This is a genomic window from Shewanella yunxiaonensis, from assembly GCF_018223345.1.
GTDB lineage: Bacteria > Pseudomonadota > Gammaproteobacteria > Enterobacterales > Shewanellaceae > Shewanella > Shewanella yunxiaonensis.
The window spans coordinates 3,458,368-3,476,019 of the sequence record NZ_CP073587.1; the positions used below are offsets into that span (position 1 = coordinate 3,458,368).

A 17,652-nucleotide genomic window follows, 5' to 3' on the forward strand; every position below is an offset into this window, starting at 1 on the left:
TTAAGTCAAAAAGGCCGCAATTAGCGGCCTTTTTGTTGTGTAATGGAGCTATGACTGCTCCTCTTCCAAACCAATGGCACCCATCCATTGTTGGAAGTCTATCAGATTTGCAGGCAGGACCACTCGGCTGCCGGATTTACCTAATTTATTGAGTTTACCCAGATACTGTTCGCCCAACTGCATTCGCAGCGCGTTACGACCACCGGGCGCACTGATCACTGCCGCCAGTTTTTCAATGGATTCCGCCGTTGCTTGTGCCAAAGCTAGGATTTCCTGTGCTTTACCTTCAGCCTCGTTAATACGGCGCTGCATCTCCCCTTCTGACAGGTTAATCATCTCCTGTTTCACCCCTTCAGAACGGTTAATTTTACTCTGCTTATCGCCCTCACTTTTGGCGAGCAGCGCCCGCCGTTCACGTTCTGCATTAACCTGCATCTCCATGGCGTTTTTAACTGTTTCTGGCGGGGTAATATTTTTGATTTCGTAACGATGCACGCGAATACCCCATGATGCGCCGGCCTGATCCAACACTTCAACCACTTTGGCGCTGATAAGGTCTCGCTCTTCAAAGGTTCGGTCTAGTTCCAACGTTCCTATCACCGAGCGAGTAGTCGTTTGTGCCAGTTGGATTGCGGCAAAGCGGTAGTCGGTAACACCATAGCTGGCTTTGATTGGGTCCACCACCGACAGGTAAATCACCCCATCCACTTCCACATTCACTTCGTCACTGGAAAAGCATTCCTGCGGCGGAACATCAATGGTTTCCTCTTTCAGATCATGGATATAAGCCACATTATCCACAAAAGGGATCAGCGCGTGGAATCCTGCATCCAGTGTTGCGTGGTACTTGCCCAGCCGTTCGACAATATAGGCAGACTTGGTTGGCACCAATCGAATAGAACGGAACAGATTTACAATGAAAATCAGGAAAATAATGCCCCATATCACCAGCACCAGTATATCGGTATCAAATTCTGTCGGGATCATGCTTTTGCTCCTTTCACGCTATCGGCCACCTGTTCCATGCCCGCAAAGAATCCTTCCATCTTCGCCAACTCTGCCGGCACGATGGCTATATCCGCCTGCGCAATCACTTCACCGATCTGCTCGATAAATTGCTCCTTCAGCTGCATATTCACCGCATCCTTGCCGCCCTCAGTTGCTAGGGCTTGTGCCACCAAAGCCATCGCCTGCGCTTGGGCATTGGTAACAATCGCAATTTCCTGCGCGGTACCCATAGCTTCGTTGATACGTTTCTGCTTTTGCCCCTCGGAGATGTTGATCGCCTCCTGACGCTCACCCTGCGACATATTAATCATCGCTTCCTTTTCGGCATTGGCGAGAGTGATTTCTGCGCGCTTACGCCGCTCAGCCTCCATCTGTTTTTCCAGCGTATGGATCACATGGCGGGACGGGCTGATGTTTTTAATTTCATAGCGCAGCATCTTGATCCCCCAGGGATCAGAAGCTTTGTCAATCTCACGGACAATGGCCTCGTTCAGTCGTTCGCGTTCAGAAAAGGTCTCGCTGAGACTGAGTTTGCCGATCTCAGAACGCATGGTGGTCTGAGCCAGATTTACTGCGGCCATTCGATAGTCTTCGATACCATAGCTAGCGAGCTTGCCGTCCATTACCTTCAGGTAAACCAACCCATCGACCTCCAGCTGAATGTTGTCTTTGGAGATACAACTCTGTGGTGGCACGTCCAGTACCTGCTCACGGGTATCGTGGCGGTAAGCAACGCGGTCAAAAAACGGAATCAAGAAATGAAAGCCTGGTTGCAGCACAGTACGAAACTTTCCAAGTCTTTCAATAACGTGCACTTCGCGCATCGGTACGATGAGCATCAGTTTGTATAAGATGAATCCTACAAATAGGATCAGAATGGTAAACGCAAACATAAGGTCCTTCCTGTTTGTTGTTTCACTCACCGTCCGGTAACGGTTCCACCACTAAGGCAATATTCTCGCGGCAAATAATTCTGACCCGAGCGCCTATTGGTATCACGCTACCATCCCCTAACGCAGGCCAATCGGCCCCTTGAAAAGTAATACGTCCGGTCTTTTCGCCTGGGCCAATCGTTTCCTTCACTTGCCCCTGTTGGTTGTAGATGTCTAGCTCCTCATCGGTATTATCTACGTGAGAATCGCCGCCCATCATGCGTTGGGTAATTTGGCGGAAACTCAGCAATAAAATAATGGAAGTGATAAACCACAGTGTCAGACTCTGTACCCATCCATGCACTATGCCGGTCCAGATTGCCCCAGCGACCACCACGCACGCTGCACCAAGAAACACCACGATGCCGCCAGGGATCACCAGCTCAGCCAACATCAGCACGGCACCGGCTATCAGCCAGTACCACACAGCATCAGAAGACATCATATTCTTTCCCCTCGAAATTTGGTCTTCACCGTTTCACTATATCAACAGTCTTTTACAATTGCGACATAATATGTCAAAGAATGAAATAAAACTGAATAGGCTTGCCACACATATGTTGATTGAATTAGCAGCAGAAAGGACAACAAGATCACAATTTCAGCATCTTTTAGTTCTCGGAAGGCACAATGCAGCTGGCTAATTTCTGAATTTTACAAAAATAATGCTATTTATCATTGTGTTAATAGGTTTCCACCAAAAACTGGTCAAAATGCAAAAATCCTTTGAGTCCGACGACGTTTTTCCCTATATTTCCCAAGTTTTTTAAACCGGGTGCAGCGCATTGGATTTAGTTGATAGACAGCGTGATGCTGCACCGATGGAAATCTATTCCGGTAGTAACAACTGTATTGCTTTTTACTCTACAACTAGGGAAAACGATGATGAAAAAAACCTGCCTGCTTCTGGCACTGTTGCTGTCACCACAAGCCTTCTGTGATGATCTGCTGCAGTGGACAGATACCAGCGTCACTGTACTTTACGGTGATGACTACAAACTGGCGCCTTCCGATGAACAAACCACCGCGACTATTGAATCTGCCGGTGCATGGAAATATGGCGACTGGTTCCTGTTCCACGATTTCATTCACATGGATGATTCTTACGGCGATTCCAATACTAACTATGGTGAAATTTCACCCCGCTTCAGCGCCAGCAAAATTCTGGGACAGCAAGTTGGTTATGGTGCAATTACTGATGTTTCATTGGCACTGACTTATGAGCACGGTGAAGGTGATGTCGAGAGCATGCTTTATGGTATTGGCCTTGACTTCAAAGCGCCTTATTTCTCATACCTGCAGTTAAATACTTATCGTCGTGATGCCAACAATAACAATAGCAGTGGTTGGCAGTTCACCCCAGTTTGGCGTATGGACTTTCCGGTTGGCGACAGCAACATAGTGTTTGATGGCTTCATGGACTGGGTTTTCGCTTCCGATGGCGATCAGGGCTACAAAACTAACCTCCATTTTAATCCACAGATTAAATACGATTTGGGTGCCATTATTTTCGGCGCAGCTCAGAAAAACCGTCTGATGGTAGGTATCGAATACGATTACTGGAAGAACAAGTACGGCGTAGATGGCGTTGACCAGAATACCTACTCCGTCATCGTGAAGTATCACTTCTAATATCGGCGTTCATGCATTGAGAAACCTGGCGTTATCACAACGCCGGGTTTTTTATTGTCCTAAATGGCCAATCATTGTTGGAATGACCACATTCCTAGGTCTGTGGATTGAGCATGAAGCTATCTGCGGGTAACATAAGTGGCCAAATTTCCATCCTGTGACGGAGTCTATACGTTGTATTTCATCCGCGGCTGTCTAGCCTTTTGCTGTTACGTCATCAACACCTTACTGTGGTGTATTCCTATATTGTTAGGCAGTCTGGTGAAACTGTTATTCCCCATTAAACAACTCCAGCAGGGCTGTCGTCGTTTTCTGGATCGTTGCGCCACAGGCTGGATCAGTACCAATGGCATTATTGAAAAGCTGTTTCATCCGCTCAAAATTCACGTTGATGCCATGCCAGCGTTATCCGTTAACGAGTGGTATATGGTCATTGCCAACCATCAGAGCTGGGTGGATATTCTGGTGCTACAACGGCTACTAAACCGTAAAATCCCGTTTCTAAAATTTTTTCTGAAACAACAGCTTATTTATGTTCCAGTATTGGGACTCGCCTGGTGGGCACTGGACTTCCCATTTATGCGACGTTATACCACCGCACAACTGAAAAAGAATCCCAAGCTGCGTGGTAAGGATATAGAAATCACCCGTAAAGCCTGCACCAAGTTCAAACACCGCCCGGTTAGTGTCATGAACTTTGTAGAAGGCACCCGTTTTCGCCCGGCAAAACATCAGCGGCAAAATTCCCCCTATCGTCACCTGTTGCGCCCCCGTGCTGGCGGCCTAGCGTTTGCACTCTCCGCAATGGGTGAGCAAATCCATAAATTGCTGGATGTCACCATTTATTATCCGCAGAAGCGACCAACCTTCTGGGAATACATCAGCGGCCATCTTCCGGAAGTATACGTGCATGTCGAACTGCAGGAGATCTCGCAGGATATGCGCGGCGATTACATGAATGATCGCGAGTTCAAACAACACTTTCAGGAGCAGCTAAATCAGATTTGGCACCACAAAGACGACGTGCTTGAGCGCTTACAAGCACAAGCCAAAGGAGATGCCTGATGCTGAATTTTTTGCCCAGTTCTGTGTTATTTGTTTTAAGTTCTACTTTACTGATATTCAACACTATTCTCTGGAGTTCTTTGGTTTGTATTGGCGGACTATTTAAGCTGATATTGCCATGGCGTCCGTGGCAGGTCTCTGTCACCCGACTGATGAATACTTTTATGTGGGGTTGGGCGACTTGGAACGGCGGAATTTTGCATCTGATCGCCAAAGTAGAGTGGGATGTCAAAGGCTTAGAACATCTGCGCAAAGATGGTTGGTATTTGCTGGTTAGTAACCACCTGAGTGGTTTCGATATAGCGGCGCAAACTTACATTTTTCGCAATCACATTCCAATGTTGAAGTTCTTTTTGAAAAAGGAACTGTTATATATCCCATTGATGGGTCTCGGTTGCTGGGCGTTGGACATGCCGTTTATGAACCGCACCAGTCCGGAGAAACTGAAAAAAAATCCTAAGTTGAAAGGTAAAGATCTGGCCACCACCAGACGCTCTTGTGAAAAATTTAAATACCTGCCGACCTCTATCATCAATTACGTGGAAGGCAGTCGTTTTACGGAAGCCAAGCGTAAACGTCAGAACTCCCCCTACCAGCATCTGCTTAAACCAAAAGCTGGCGGTATTGCCTTTACCCTGTCCGCCATGGGCGAACAGTTTGATGCACTGCTAAACGTGACCGTGGTTTACCCAGATGCCCCCAAAGATATTCTCAATGCGGTGATGCACGGCAAGGTACACAAAATAGTCATTCGCGTTGAAGCACTGCCAGTGCCACAAGTCGACGCGGAACAGTACTTTAATGAGCCAGAGTATCGCGTGGCGTTTCAGCGCTGGCTCAATCAGATCTGGGAAGCCAAGGACACGCAGATCACAGAACTTCTGGCACAACATCAAGCGACAGCCGAAAGTTATCAGGACAAAGTCATATCCTGAGATTCCCCGTACCGCCGTTGCCACCAGGTAGCGGCGGCATCTAACTCAAGTTCAGAAAACACTGCAATACCGGCGCTTTTCAATGCTGCGGCAGTAACACCGTCGCCAACCTTGAGATGACGACTAAAACTACCATCGTACACTTGTCCAACACCACAGGAAGGACTGCGCGCTTTCAAAATGGCCATGACCACCTGTTGTTGCCTTGCCAAATTTATCGTCTGCATCGCGCCTCGTTGAAATGCCTCAGTAACGTCCTCGCCATCGACGGTTAACACGCGAACGCCAAGCTGTTCAGCAGGCGCTCTCGGCGTTGCTAAGCCACCAGCAATTTCTGGACACATCACGACCAAGCGCTGCTGTTGCCGCCACAGCGCCATACGCGGGTCGTTTAATAAATTATCTTGGCCGTCATAGCGTACCTTTTCGCCCATCAAGCAAGCACTTACCAGAATTTTGTCGTTCATTAACCGGCTATCCAATGTTACCAACCGCCTTGATTGTAACAGGCATCAAGTACAGGTGCATTTAACGCAATCTCAAATATTGTCTACAAATTATATCAGCACCCGCTTAATATATTGAATATTTTTTAGCCTTTAAATTATTCTAATTATATGTTTTATTAATATTTTTATATTTATTAGATAATTTTGTTAGACTTACGTCTAAACCTCATATTGTTGACAATTTAAACTGCTAAATTTAAGGTCAACGCACATTTAATCGACAGGACAGCTCATGGGACAGCCGCTATCACCTCAGGAATTGCTGGACATTGTACCTCAGGAAAAAGGTCTCACTTTGGTGGAACAAGTACTGGTGCAGATCCAAACCAGCATTATCAAAGGTGAGCTGCCTGCAGGTAGCAAAATCAATGAACAGGCTTTGGCTGAAAAATATGGCATCAGCCGTGGACCCACACGAGAAGCGTTGCAATTGCTGGAGCGTCAGCGTTTGGTGGTGCGAGTACCGCATATCGGCGCACGCGTTGCGGCACTGACCGTTGAAGAACTTAATGACCTGTATGAACTGCGCAGCACACTGGAAGTAATGGCCTGTGAACTGGCCGCTAAACGCATCACCGAAGCACAACTCAATAACCTGTGGCAGCTGTTAGAACGTCAGGAAGCTGCGTTGGAAAACGGTGACAGCTACTTTCAGCAGGAAGGCGATGTGGATTTTCACTATCAAATCATCCAGGCCAGTGGTAACCGTCATTTACAGGAAACGCTGATGGGCGGTCTCTATCATCTGTTACGGATGTACCGTTATCAATGTACCAACAATAGCCGCCGTCCAGTCAGAGCCATCGCCGAACATCGCCGCATCGTTGAAGCCATTGCCCAACACGATGCTGAACTTGCCGGATTGCTGATGCGCCGTCATATCGAGCAAGGACGACAGAATACCGAACAAAGATTGAAACAGCTTCAGGCGCAGACCCCAGCGGGTAAGCCGTTGGCACTATCCTGAAGCGACAAAAGGAGAGACACATGAAATCTAGCGCCGGATTGAAATTCCGCCAGGCCGTGGCCAATAACAAACCTCTACAGATCGTTGGGACCACCAATGCCTACTTTGCCTTAATGGCAGAACAATGTGGCATTCAGGCTCTCTACCTTTCTGGTGCTGGGGTAGCAAATGCTTCCTATGGCCTGCCAGATCTGGGGATGACATCCATGAACGATGTGTTGATTGATGCCAGCCGTATCACTTCTGCTACCGGACTGCCACTGTTGGTCGATATCGACACCGGTTGGGGCGGCGCCTTCAATATTGCCCGCACCATCAAAGAGTTTGAGAAAGCCCAAGTAGCCGCAGTGCATATGGAAGATCAGGTGTCGCAAAAACGCTGTGGTCACCGTCCCAATAAAGCGGTGGTCAGCACTGAGGAGATGGTCGATCGCATCAAAGCTGCCGTGGATGCCCGCCAAGATGAAAATTTCGTCATCATGGCGCGTACTGATGCCGTAGCCGTGGAAGGACTGGAATCCGGTATTGAGCGCGCCGCGGCTTATATTGAAGCCGGTGCCGACATGATTTTCGCTGAAGCACTCACTGAACTACAGCAATATGTCCGCTTTAAGGAGCTGGTCAAGGCACCGATTCTCGCCAACATGACCGAATTTGGCAAAACCGAATTATTCAATAAAGAGCAACTGGCCGAAGTGGGAGTGGATATGGTGCTGTACCCACTGAGTCCGTTCCGTGCTGCCAACAAAGCTGCACTGAAGGTCATGCAAGCATTGGTGGCCGACGGGCACCAACGCAATGTGGTCGATACCATGCAGACCCGTGAAGAGTTGTACCACTATCTGGGGTATCACCAATACGAAGATAAGCTGGATCAGCTGTTTAACAAATAATCGGCGTTAACCCACAGCGGGCTGCCATTGCGGGGGCGAACGGCAGCACGCGGCGCCGAACACAGGCAAGCAATTGCCAAGGTATAAAAGCATTCAACGGAATAGAGGAAGCAGTGATGACTGATAAGAAACTGAGTGGTGCCGGCCTGCGCGGACAAAGCGCTGGTGAAACGGCTCTGAGTACTGTGGGCAAGTCCGGCTCCGGACTCACCTATCGCGGCTACGATGTAAAAGATCTGGCTGAAAACGTCAGTTTTGAAGAGGTCGCTTACCTAATCCTCTACGGCGAACTACCCAACGTTGAACAATTGGCGGCTTATCGACAAAAACTCAAAGGATTGCGCGGCTTACCACAGGCACTGAAAGAGGTGTTAGAACGGATCCCGGCGAATGCGCATCCGATGGACGTGATGCGTACCGGTTGCTCCATGCTGGGTAACCTGGAACCTGAAAAGGACTTCAGTGAACAGTATGATGTTGCCGACCGAATGTTAGGCGCATTCACCTCTATCATCTGTTACTGGTATCGCTTTAGCCACGATGGCGTGCGTATCGACACCGAGACCGATGACGAGCAGATTGGTAGCCATTTCCTGCACCTGCTGCACGGCAAAAAGCCCTCACCTTTGTTTGCTCGGGTGGTAGATGTATCACTGATCCTCTATGCAGAACATGAATTTAACGCGTCGACATTCACTGCCCGTGTTTGTGCCTCCACCTTATCGGATATGTTTTCCTGCATCACCGGTGCGATAGGTTCGCTGCGTGGGCCACTGCACGGCGGTGCCAATGAAGCCGCCATGGAACTGATCCAGAATATGCGCGACGAAGATGATGCCCGAGCCACACTGCTGGGCAAACTGGAGCGTAAAGAAAAAATCATGGGCTTTGGTCATGCCATCTATCGCGAGTCAGACCCACGAAACGCCATCATCAAAGGCTGGTCTGAAAAGCTGTCAAAAGAAGTTGGCGATGAACGACTCTATAAAGTCTCAGTGGCTTGCGAAGAGTTAATGTGGAAAGAGAAAAAGCTGTTCTGTAATGCCGATTTCTTCCATGCCAGCGCTTATCACTACATGGGCATTCCGACCAAGCTGTTTACGCCGATTTTTGTGTGTTCCCGACTGACAGGCTGGGCAGCTCACGTAATGGAGCAACGCGCCAACAACCGTATCATTCGACCCAGTGCCGATTACGTGGGTGTCGCACCGCGTGAAGTTCCACCAATTGAACAGCGTTAATCCGGCCACAATAGTGCTTGTGATCGCGGACTAATGGTCCGCGACAGCTAACAGAATTACGGGTGGTATCACCATGAATACAGCTTTCCGTGTGCCGCTAAGCGGCACCTCCCTACACTACTACGATGCGGCGGCGGCCGTCGATGCTATCAAGCCAGGCGCTTGGGCCACCTTGCCCTATACCTCACGGGTACATGCAGAAAATCTGGTGCGGCGTGCAGAGCCAGCGAAACTTAACGACTATCTGTCACAATTGATTGAACGCAAACGCGAACTGGATTTCCCTTGGTTTCCAGCGCGCGTGGTCTGTCATGACATTCTTGGTCAAACAGCACTGGTTGATCTCGCCGGTCTGCGTGACGCCATTGCCGCAAAAGGTGGCGACCCGTCCAAAGTCAATCCGGTAGTGCCGACACAGCTGATTGTCGATCACTCGCTGGCGGTAGAGCATGCCGGCTTTGAACAGGATGCCTTCGAAAAAAACCGCGCCATTGAAGATCGCCGCAACGAAGACCGTTTTCATTTTATCAACTGGTGTAAGACGGCGTTTCGCAACGTTGATGTGATCCCACCGGGCAACGGCATCATGCACCAGATTAACCTGGAACGGATGTCACCGGTGATCCATGCCAAGGACGGGATGGCGTTTCCGGATACATTAGTCGGCACTGATAGTCACACGCCGCATGTAGATGCACTAGGGGTGATAGCAGTAGGCGTTGGCGGTCTGGAAGCTGAAAGTGTCATGCTTGGCCGCGCTTCCTGGATGCGACTACCGGACATTGTAGGCGTAGAATTGAGCGGCAAACCGCAACCAGGCATTACCGCCACCGATATTGTACTAGCGTTGACGGAGTTTCTGCGCAACGAAAAAGTGGTCTCGGCATATCTGGAATTCTTCGGTGAGGGGGCAGCGCACCTGACGCTGGGCGATCGCGCCACGATTGCCAATATGACCCCCGAATACGGCGCAACTGCTGCCCTGTTCGCAATTGATCAGCAGACGCTCGATTACCTGCGCCTGACCGGTCGTGATGAGCAGCAAGTACAGTTGGTCGAAACCTACGCCAAACAGGCCGGGCTGTGGGCCGATACACTGCAAGATGCACAGTATGAAAGAGTGCTCAAGTTCAATCTTTCCAGTGTTGGCCGCAATATTGCTGGCCCCTCTAACCCACATAAACGGGTTGCCACCGCCGATCTTGCCGCCAAAGGCATTAGTGGCAAAGTGGAACATCTGGACAATTTAATGCCGGATGGCGCGGTGATTATTGCGGCGATTACCAGCTGCACCAATACCAGCAATCCGCGCAACGTTATTGCCGCGGGTCTGCTGGCGAGAAATGCTGTTAACAAAGGTTTGGTACGTCAACCTTGGGTGAAAACGTCATTGGCACCTGGCTCCAAAGCGGTAGCCTTGTATCTGGAAGAATCCGGACTGTTACCTTATCTGGAACAACTTGGCTTTGGCATTGTTGCCTTTGCCTGCACCACCTGTAACGGCATGAGCGGTGCACTGGATCCCAAAATACAGCAAGAGATTATCGACCGTGACCTGTATGCCACCGCAGTACTTTCTGGCAACCGCAACTTTGATGGCCGTATTCATCCCTATGCAAAACAAGCTTTTTTGGCCTCACCACCGCTAGTAGTGGCCTATGCGCTCGCTGGAACCATCCGTTTTGACATCGAAAAGGATGTACTCGGTACGGATGCACAGGGACAGCCTGTCACCCTGAAAGATATCTGGCCGGATGATGCAGAAATCGATGCCATTATCCGACAATCGGTGAAACCCGAGCAGTTCCGCAAAGTTTATGAACCGATGTTCGACCTGAAAGTGGAATACGGTGACCATATCAATCCGTTGTACGACTGGCGGCCGATGAGTACCTATATCCGTCGTCCCCCTTATTGGGAAGGTGCACTTGCCGGTGAACGGACCTTGAAAGGCATGCGACCACTGGCAGTATTAGGTGACAACATCACCACAGACCACTTATCACCGTCCAACGCGATTCTGCCTAGCAGTGCCGCCGGGGAATACTTGACAAAAATGGGGTTACCCGAAGAGGATTTTAACTCTTACGCCACCCACCGCGGGGATCACCTGACAGCGCAGCGCGCAACTTTTGCCAACCCTAAACTGTTCAATGAAATGGTCAAGGACAGCAGTGGTAAAGTCATCCAAGGCTCACTGGCACGTATTGAACCAGAAGGGAAACAAGTGCGGATGTGGGAAGCCATTGAAGCCTATATGCAGCGCCAACAGCCGTTGTGCATCATTGCCGGTAAAGATTATGGTCAGGGCTCCAGCCGTGACTGGGCCGCCAAAGGCGTGCGACTTGCCGGGGTTGAAGCCATTGTGGCAGAAGGCTTTGAACGCATCCATCGTACCAACCTGGTCGGTATGGGAGTGTTACCACTGCAATTCCTGCCCGGCACTAACCGCGACACGTTGGGCATTGATGGTACTGAAACCTTCGACGTATTGGGCGAGCGTACCCCAGGCACCCAACTAACATTACTGGTACATAAACAGGATGGCAGTACTTTGGAAGTGCCAGTGCACTGCCGCTTGGACACCGCTGAAGAGGTTGCTATCTATGACGCTGGCGGCGTACTCCAACGCTTTGCTCAGGACTTTTTACAGGAGCAGGGGCAGGCATAATGGCTAAAGTACAGATAAAAATCCCGGCCACTTATATGCGAGGTGGCACCAGCAAAGGGGTGTTCTTTCGCTTGCAGGACTTGCCACCAGCAGCGCAGCAACCGGGAGCAGCCCGTGATGCACTGCTGCTAAGAGTGATTGGCAGTCCGGATCCCTATGGCAAACACACTGATGGCATGGGCGGAGCGACATCCAGCACCAGCAAAACCGTGATCCTCAGTCGCAGTCAACACGCAGATCATGATGTGGATTACCTGTTTGGTCAGGTAGCGATTGATAAGCCCTTTATTGACTGGAGCGGCAATTGCGGCAATCTCACCGCAGCGGTCGGGGCCTTTGCTATCAGTAATGGTCTGGTGGATCTGGAACGCATACCTGATAACGGCATCTGTACCGTACGTATCTGGCAGGCCAACATCAGCAAAACCATCATTGCTCATATTCCGGTCGCCAACGGACAAGTCGTCGAGTGTGGTGATTTTGAACTTGATGGTGTGACCTTTCCCGCGGCAGAAGTGCAGATCGAGTTTCTTGACCCCGCAGAAGAGGGGGATGATGGTGCCATGTTTCCTACCGGCAACCTCGTGGATGAACTGGAATTGCCGGACGAATTAGTTGCGGGTGGCAAACTTAAAGCGACGCTGATCAACGCCGGGATCCCCACGATTTTTGTCAATGCCAGCGACATCGGTTACACCGGCACTGAACTGCAGGAAGCGATCAATGGTGATGCCAAAGCATTAGCGCGTTTTGAGTTATTACGCGCGTATGGTGCTATCAAAATGGGGCTGATTGACTCACTGGCGCAAGCCGAGACCCGCCAGCACACGCCTAAGATTGCCTTTGTCGCACCACCGGCCAGCTATGTCGCGTCCAGCGGTAAAAAAGTGAGTGCCAGCGATATCGACTTGCTGGTCAGGGCCTTGTCGATGGGCAAACTGCATCACGCCATGATGGGCACGGCCGCCGTCGCCATTGCTACGGCGGCCTGTATTCCCGGCACATTGGTGAATCTTGCAGCTGGAGGAGGTGAACGCGGCCAGGTACGTTTTGGTCATCCGTCCGGGACCCTTAAAGTGGGCGCGGAAGCCGAGTGTCATAATGACCAATGGCAAGTTAATAAAGTGATGATGAGCCGTAGCGCTCGAGTGCTGATGGATGGCACCGTAAGAGTACCAGAAGACTATTAGTCTTACTGAAACGAGTTCTAACCAAAAAGGCCTTGCTTCCTCCCCTTCCGGTAAGGCCTTTTTTATCCCCTGCAACGGTAGGCAGTTTCCTGTGCTTTGTTATAGGATATGTAATTCATAATTAATAATAATGTTACAGGCTCCTTTTGCGTCGACTCCTGAGTTTGCTCGTGCTGGTGTGCTGCCTTGGAACGCTATCGACTTCACTAATAGCCGTTCCCTTATCGAAGCTGCGATTCCAACACATTAACAGCCTTAATGGTCTGCACCAGAACAGTGTCTATGCTTTGTTTGAAGACAAAGGCGGCATACTGTGGATTGGTACGCAAGATGGTTTACAGAGCTATAACGGCACTGACTTCAATCTATTCCTGCACGATCCTTTTCACGAGGATAGCCTCAGCGACAGTTTCATTACGAAGATTGTACAAGGCAGCGATGGCCGTATCTGGGTTGGGACCTACAGTGGTGGCGTTAATCTGTTTCAGCCAGACACAGGTAACTTCCGCCGCTACGGGGCCGCCCAAGGCCTTAAGAGTCTGCAAATTGTTGATATGGCGACTATCGGCAAACAACTCTGGGTCGGCACCACAAAAGGATTATATCGCCTGAGTGATGATGGCAAGCAGATGCTTCCAGTGGCAGTGGGGGATGGAGACCTGCCCATTATCAATAGTTTGTATTCGATGGGCAGTAATAGCTTATTCATTTCAACCGTTAATGACGGTGCATATATTTTCCGCGCCGGGCAATGGTTACCTGTGCCCTTGCCTGCTGGTTCAGCGTCAAACCTCAAGGCGATCAAAGCGCCAGACAACAGCCTTTGGCTAGCCGGGGGCAACAGCCTGTGGCACTACAACAACTTAGCCTTAGCACCACAAAAAATTTACCAACTCCCCCACAGCAATCAAATTATCCACGATATCGCTTTTGTCTCTGCGGATAATCTATGGCTGGGCGGGGATAGCACCGGCATTATCAATTTGCAGTATCAGAACGGGCAATGGCAGGAACACGTTTATCGCTACAGTCCCTTTAATGCCACCGGCCTTAGCGATGATGACATCTATAATCTGCTGTTAGATAAGCAAGGTAACCTGTGGATTGGCACTCATTATTCCGGGCTGAATCGCATCAATATTACCCGCCAGTACTTTGCGCACATCTTTAACCAACAGGATCCTTATAACCAGCGGCACTTCAATAATTACCGGGCGATTTTCCGCAGTAGCGACGGCAATCTCTATCTGGGAACCAATAATGCTGGCTTATTCAAACTTGATGCAAAGGGAAATTATCACGCGTTCAACGCAGCATTCGCCAAGGCACTGAATATTGCCCCAGATATGCTGCATATGCGGGTGATGGACATTGCTGAAGATGATCAACAGCAGCTCTGGGTGGCCACCAGCAGTGGCTTGGCTAAATTGACGTTAGCAGGTGAGTTACAGTTATTTCCACAGACCGCTAAGTTGGGATTTGTTAGAGCACTGACCATTGATACGCAACATCGAATTTGGTTCGCGGCGGGGCGGCAGCTTTACCAATTTGATCCTCAAACCGACGAGGCCAAGCCATACACCCCAGCTACCGCCATTCTCCCAACCAGCAATGAACCACATCAGACGATTCTTAATATGAAGTCGGATGCCAGTGGCTTATGGGTCAGTACCATGATGGGAGCATACCGGCTTAACCCAGATACCGGCGAAACCTTAATTTTTCCCGGTGAAGAACTGCCGCACCCATTTGTCCGAGACATCTTGCCCGCAAAAGACGGGAGCATCTGGCTGGCAACCCACGGAGGTCTGACCCATTATGTTCACGGAAAAATGACCACGATAAGTCAGCAAAATGGCCTACCAACGAACACTATTTATGCATTAGCTGAAGCGGCTAACGGTGATATCTGGTTCAGCAGCAATGCCGGGATCAGCCGGTTGCATCCAGCCAATAACAGTATCGAAACCTTTAATGAGAACGAAGGCCTGCAAGCGCTGGAGTTTAACGGTGGGGTAAAATGGCAGGACCCAGATGGCAGCATTTGGTTTGGTGGCGTCAATGGCCTGAATCATTTCAACCCGGCAGGGATTCCTCCCGCCAGACCGGCGATTAGCATCGCACTTGCAGCATGGCAACTTGGAGAACAGCGGCACGCTTATTACCAACTCGGGACTCCGCAACAAATTACATTGCCGTTCAGTCGCAAGGTGCTGAATTTCGAGGTGACGGCCAACGACTTTAGCTACCCTGGGCATGATAACTTCAGTTTTTTGCTGGAGGGGCAGGATAACAACTGGACGCCGCTGCGTAACCAGCATTTGGTAAGCTACACCAATCTTGCCCCTGGCGATTATCGTTTATGGGGGCGTTATCAACTTGAGGGTAACCAGCACGAAGCACCGCAATTGCTGGCACATATCCATATTCAGCCGCCCTACTATCGTACCGTATGGGCTTACGCGGTGTATTTACTGCTGCTCAGCACCATATTAGGTTTGATGTTCCGTCACTATCTCAAACAACGCCTCCATGATCAGCGGATTCAACGGGAAATTAATGCCTCAGAGAAACGTTTACGACTGGCACTCCTGGGGACAGGTGGGCGCATGTGGGACTGGCAACTGAAGAGTGATCGCCTGTATATCACCAGTCAACTGCATGGCGATGAATATAGTGAAGAGATCGACCGACAAAAATTTAACAGCCAGATACACCCTGAAGATCTGCCCAGAACAACCGAACTATTGCAACGGTACATTCGCGGTGAATCACCGTTTTACGAGGCAGAATATCGATTAAAAAGTGCAGATGGGCAATGGTTATGGGGGCTGGATCGCGGTAAAGCGGTGGATTGGGATAAAAATGGTCATCCATTGCGCATGGCCGGAACGCTGACCGATATCTCCAGCCGCAAGCAACAGGAAGACCAGCTGCGCTTATCTTATCAGGTGCTGGAAAGTATGAACGAGGCAGTCGTCATTACGGATCTCGATTACCGGGTAATTGATGTCAATCCGGCGTTTACTCAGCTTACCGGCTTTAGCGACCATAATATCAAGGGCAAGCCGATCCTCTTTCTTACTCGCGGACTCTACCCACGCAGCTTCTATCAGCAAGCTGAAATTACCATGTTGCATCATCATAGTTGGGCCAAGGAGATGCAAATCCGTACTCGCCGTGGAAAATTGCTGCCGGTATGGATGGAAGCCAATCAAGTGCAGGACCATCTGGGGCAAACTAGCCACTTGGTCATGGTATTTAATGACATCACCGAACGTAAAAAAGCTGAGGAAGATTTGCGGCTAATGGCCAATTACGATCAGTTAACGGATTTGCCTAACCGCACACTGTTTCAGGATCGCTTGGAGCACGCGCTGCTACAGGCTTCACGCACCGACACCAAAGTCGCCTTACTGTTTTTGGATTTGGACCGCTTTAAAAATATCAATGATACCCGTGGTCATCAGGTCGGCGATCGGTTGTTAGCCGCAGTTGCTGAACGCTTGCGGCGGGTGATCCGCGAAGGCGACACCGTAGCACGTATCGGCGGGGATGAGTTCACCATCATTCTGGAAGGCGTACGAAAAACCAAAGCCGCGACCGTGATTGCAGAGAAGATTATCAATACGTTAAAGCAACCGTTCGCCTTCGGTCAGACCGTACTGGATATTACGACCTCCATTGGTATCAGCATGTATCCTGACGACGCCGACAACACCGAAGAACTGCTTAAATTTGCCGATACCGCGATGTACCACGCTAAAGCGATGGGACGTAATAACTTCCAGTTCTACACCTCATATATGAACCAGTCTGCCGTGCGGCATATGGAGCTGGAAAGCGGCCTGAAACAAGCCCTGACTCATCAGGAATTCTCGCTGTTGTACCAGCCCAAATTTGCCGTTAAAAACAGTAAACTCACCGGAATGGAAGCATTGTTACGTTGGCATAGCCAGGAGCTAGGGCAGGTATCGCCTGCAGAGTTTATTCCGCTGGCAGAAGAAACCGGCATGATCAGCAGTATTGGTAACTGGGTACTGCAACAGGTGTGTCAGCAATTAACCGAATGGCGCCAGCAAGGATTGCAGCCGGTACCAGTCGCTATCAATCTTTCGGCCAGACAACTCAATAGTGAGATTGTGGACGAAGTCCGCCGGACGTTAGACACCTTTGCATTGCCAGCAAATTTACTTGAGCTAGAACTCACGGAATCAGCAGTAATGCAACATCCGATAGAATCTATCGCCATCCTGACGCAACTGGAGACACTGGGACTAACGCTGGCGGTGGACGATTTTGGGACTGGCTATTCCAGTCTTGCCTATCTCAAACGCTTCCCTATACATACGCTCAAAATTGATAAAGAGTTTGTACGGGATATTTCAGAAGATCCGGAAGATGCCGCCATTACCAGTGCCATTATCGCCTTGGCTCACAGCCTGGATTTACAAGTCGTGGCTGAAGGGGTCGAGACACAGGAACAACTCAACTTCCTGGCAGATCAAGGTTGTGATCAGATCCAGGGATATCTGCTTGGCAAGCCACTTTCGAACGTCGAATCAGGCAGGTTGTTACACCCCATAACCATCGATAGCCACAAATAAAA

Annotated in this window: 13 protein-coding genes; 9 read left to right on the forward strand and 4 right to left on the reverse strand. The window is 49.9% G+C overall.

The window, feature by feature from the left end; translation table 11 throughout:
- Positions 1-48: 48 nt before the first annotated feature.
- Genes KDN34_RS15785 through KDN34_RS15795 form a run of 3 tightly spaced genes read right to left on the reverse strand, consistent with a single transcriptional unit; the run spans position 49 to position 2,385 of the window.
- Positions 49-987 (reverse strand): SPFH domain-containing protein, encoded by a 939-nt coding sequence (locus KDN34_RS15785; RefSeq protein ID WP_212594654.1) that lies wholly within the window; start codon positions 985-987, stop codon positions 49-51.
- Positions 984-1,901 carry an SPFH domain-containing protein gene (locus KDN34_RS15790; protein WP_212594655.1) on the reverse strand — a complete coding sequence of 306 codons (918 nt, stop codon included), beginning with the start codon at positions 1,899-1,901 and terminating at the stop codon, positions 984-986. The genes KDN34_RS15785 and KDN34_RS15790 overlap by 4 nt, the downstream gene beginning before the upstream one ends.
- A 22-nt stretch (positions 1,902-1,923) precedes the next feature.
- A complete protein-coding gene (locus KDN34_RS15795; protein ID WP_212594656.1) occupies positions 1,924-2,385 on the reverse strand; it encodes an NfeD family protein in 462 nt (153 codons plus the stop codon).
- A 440-nt stretch (positions 2,386-2,825) separates the two neighbouring features.
- On the opposite strand from KDN34_RS15795, the gene KDN34_RS15800 reads away from it, so the two are divergent.
- The 3 genes from KDN34_RS15800 (at position 2,826) to KDN34_RS15810 (ending at position 5,572) form a co-directional block, all read left to right on the forward strand.
- Positions 2,826-3,572, forward strand: coding sequence for a DUF5020 family protein (locus tag KDN34_RS15800; protein WP_212596691.1), 747 nt, complete (start codon positions 2,826-2,828; stop codon positions 3,570-3,572).
- Between the two features lie 138 nt (positions 3,573-3,710).
- Entirely contained in the window at positions 3,711-4,637 is a 927-nt protein-coding gene (locus KDN34_RS15805; protein WP_212594657.1) for an acyltransferase, read from the forward strand.
- A complete protein-coding gene (locus KDN34_RS15810; protein ID WP_212594658.1) occupies positions 4,637-5,572 on the forward strand; it encodes an acyltransferase in 936 nt (311 codons plus the stop codon). The genes KDN34_RS15805 and KDN34_RS15810 overlap by 1 nt, the downstream gene beginning before the upstream one ends.
- Here KDN34_RS15810 and KDN34_RS15815 read toward each other — a convergent pair.
- Positions 5,551-6,039, reverse strand: coding sequence for a DUF523 domain-containing protein (locus tag KDN34_RS15815; protein WP_212594659.1), 489 nt, complete (start codon positions 6,037-6,039; stop codon positions 5,551-5,553). The two genes, KDN34_RS15810 and KDN34_RS15815, sit on opposite strands and share 22 nt — an antisense overlap.
- Positions 6,040-6,313: 274 nt before the next feature.
- On the opposite strand from KDN34_RS15815, the gene KDN34_RS15820 reads away from it, so the two are divergent.
- From KDN34_RS15820 to KDN34_RS15845, 6 genes are all read left to right on the forward strand, one after another.
- Positions 6,314-7,048 carry a GntR family transcriptional regulator gene (locus tag KDN34_RS15820; RefSeq protein ID WP_212594660.1) on the forward strand — a complete coding sequence of 245 codons (735 nt, stop codon included), beginning with the start codon at positions 6,314-6,316 and terminating at the stop codon, positions 7,046-7,048.
- A 20-nt stretch (positions 7,049-7,068) separates the two neighbouring features.
- Positions 7,069-7,941, forward strand: coding sequence for a methylisocitrate lyase (prpB, locus tag KDN34_RS15825; RefSeq protein WP_212594661.1), 873 nt, complete (start codon positions 7,069-7,071; stop codon positions 7,939-7,941).
- A 116-nt stretch (positions 7,942-8,057) separates the two neighbouring features.
- On the forward strand, positions 8,058-9,182 hold the full coding sequence (prpC, locus tag KDN34_RS15830) for a bifunctional 2-methylcitrate synthase/citrate synthase (RefSeq protein ID WP_212594662.1): 1,125 nt from the start codon (positions 8,058-8,060) through the stop codon (positions 9,180-9,182).
- Positions 9,183-9,255: 73 nt separating this feature from the next.
- A complete protein-coding gene (gene acnD, locus KDN34_RS15835; RefSeq protein WP_212594663.1) occupies positions 9,256-11,853 on the forward strand; it encodes a Fe/S-dependent 2-methylisocitrate dehydratase AcnD in 2,598 nt (865 codons plus the stop codon).
- On the forward strand, positions 11,853-13,043 hold the full coding sequence (prpF, locus tag KDN34_RS15840) for a 2-methylaconitate cis-trans isomerase PrpF (RefSeq protein WP_212594664.1): 1,191 nt from the start codon (positions 11,853-11,855) through the stop codon (positions 13,041-13,043). The genes acnD and prpF overlap by 1 nt, the downstream gene beginning before the upstream one ends.
- Positions 13,044-13,219: 176 nt before the next feature.
- Positions 13,220-17,650 carry an EAL domain-containing protein gene (locus tag KDN34_RS15845; RefSeq protein WP_228730492.1) on the forward strand — a complete coding sequence of 1,477 codons (4,431 nt, stop codon included), beginning with the start codon at positions 13,220-13,222 and terminating at the stop codon, positions 17,648-17,650.
- Positions 17,651-17,652 lie beyond the last annotated feature (2 nt).

Excerpts from the sequence above, each read along its gene's own strand:
- acnD (WP_212594663.1), top strand. The coding sequence starts at position 9,256 with ATGAATACAGCTTTCCGTGTGCCGCTAAGCGGCACCTCCCTACACTAC.
- KDN34_RS15820 (WP_212594660.1), top strand. The coding sequence starts at position 6,314 with ATGGGACAGCCGCTATCACCTCAGGAATTGCTGGACATTGTACCTCAG.
- prpF (WP_212594664.1), top strand. The coding sequence starts at position 11,853 with ATGGCTAAAGTACAGATAAAAATCCCGGCCACTTATATGCGAGGTGGC.
- KDN34_RS15795 (WP_212594656.1), bottom strand. The coding sequence starts at position 2,385 with ATGATGTCTTCTGATGCTGTGTGGTACTGGCTGATAGCCGGTGCCGTG.
- KDN34_RS15815 (WP_212594659.1), bottom strand. The coding sequence starts at position 6,039 with ATGAACGACAAAATTCTGGTAAGTGCTTGCTTGATGGGCGAAAAGGTA.
- KDN34_RS15800 (WP_212596691.1), top strand. The coding sequence starts at position 2,826 with ATGAAAAAAACCTGCCTGCTTCTGGCACTGTTGCTGTCACCACAAGCC.
- prpB (WP_212594661.1), top strand. The coding sequence starts at position 7,069 with ATGAAATCTAGCGCCGGATTGAAATTCCGCCAGGCCGTGGCCAATAAC.
- KDN34_RS15785 (WP_212594654.1), bottom strand. The coding sequence starts at position 987 with ATGATCCCGACAGAATTTGATACCGATATACTGGTGCTGGTGATATGG.
- prpC (WP_212594662.1), top strand. The coding sequence starts at position 8,058 with ATGACTGATAAGAAACTGAGTGGTGCCGGCCTGCGCGGACAAAGCGCT.
- KDN34_RS15810 (WP_212594658.1), top strand. The coding sequence starts at position 4,637 with ATGCTGAATTTTTTGCCCAGTTCTGTGTTATTTGTTTTAAGTTCTACT.
- KDN34_RS15790 (WP_212594655.1), bottom strand. The coding sequence starts at position 1,901 with ATGTTTGCGTTTACCATTCTGATCCTATTTGTAGGATTCATCTTATAC.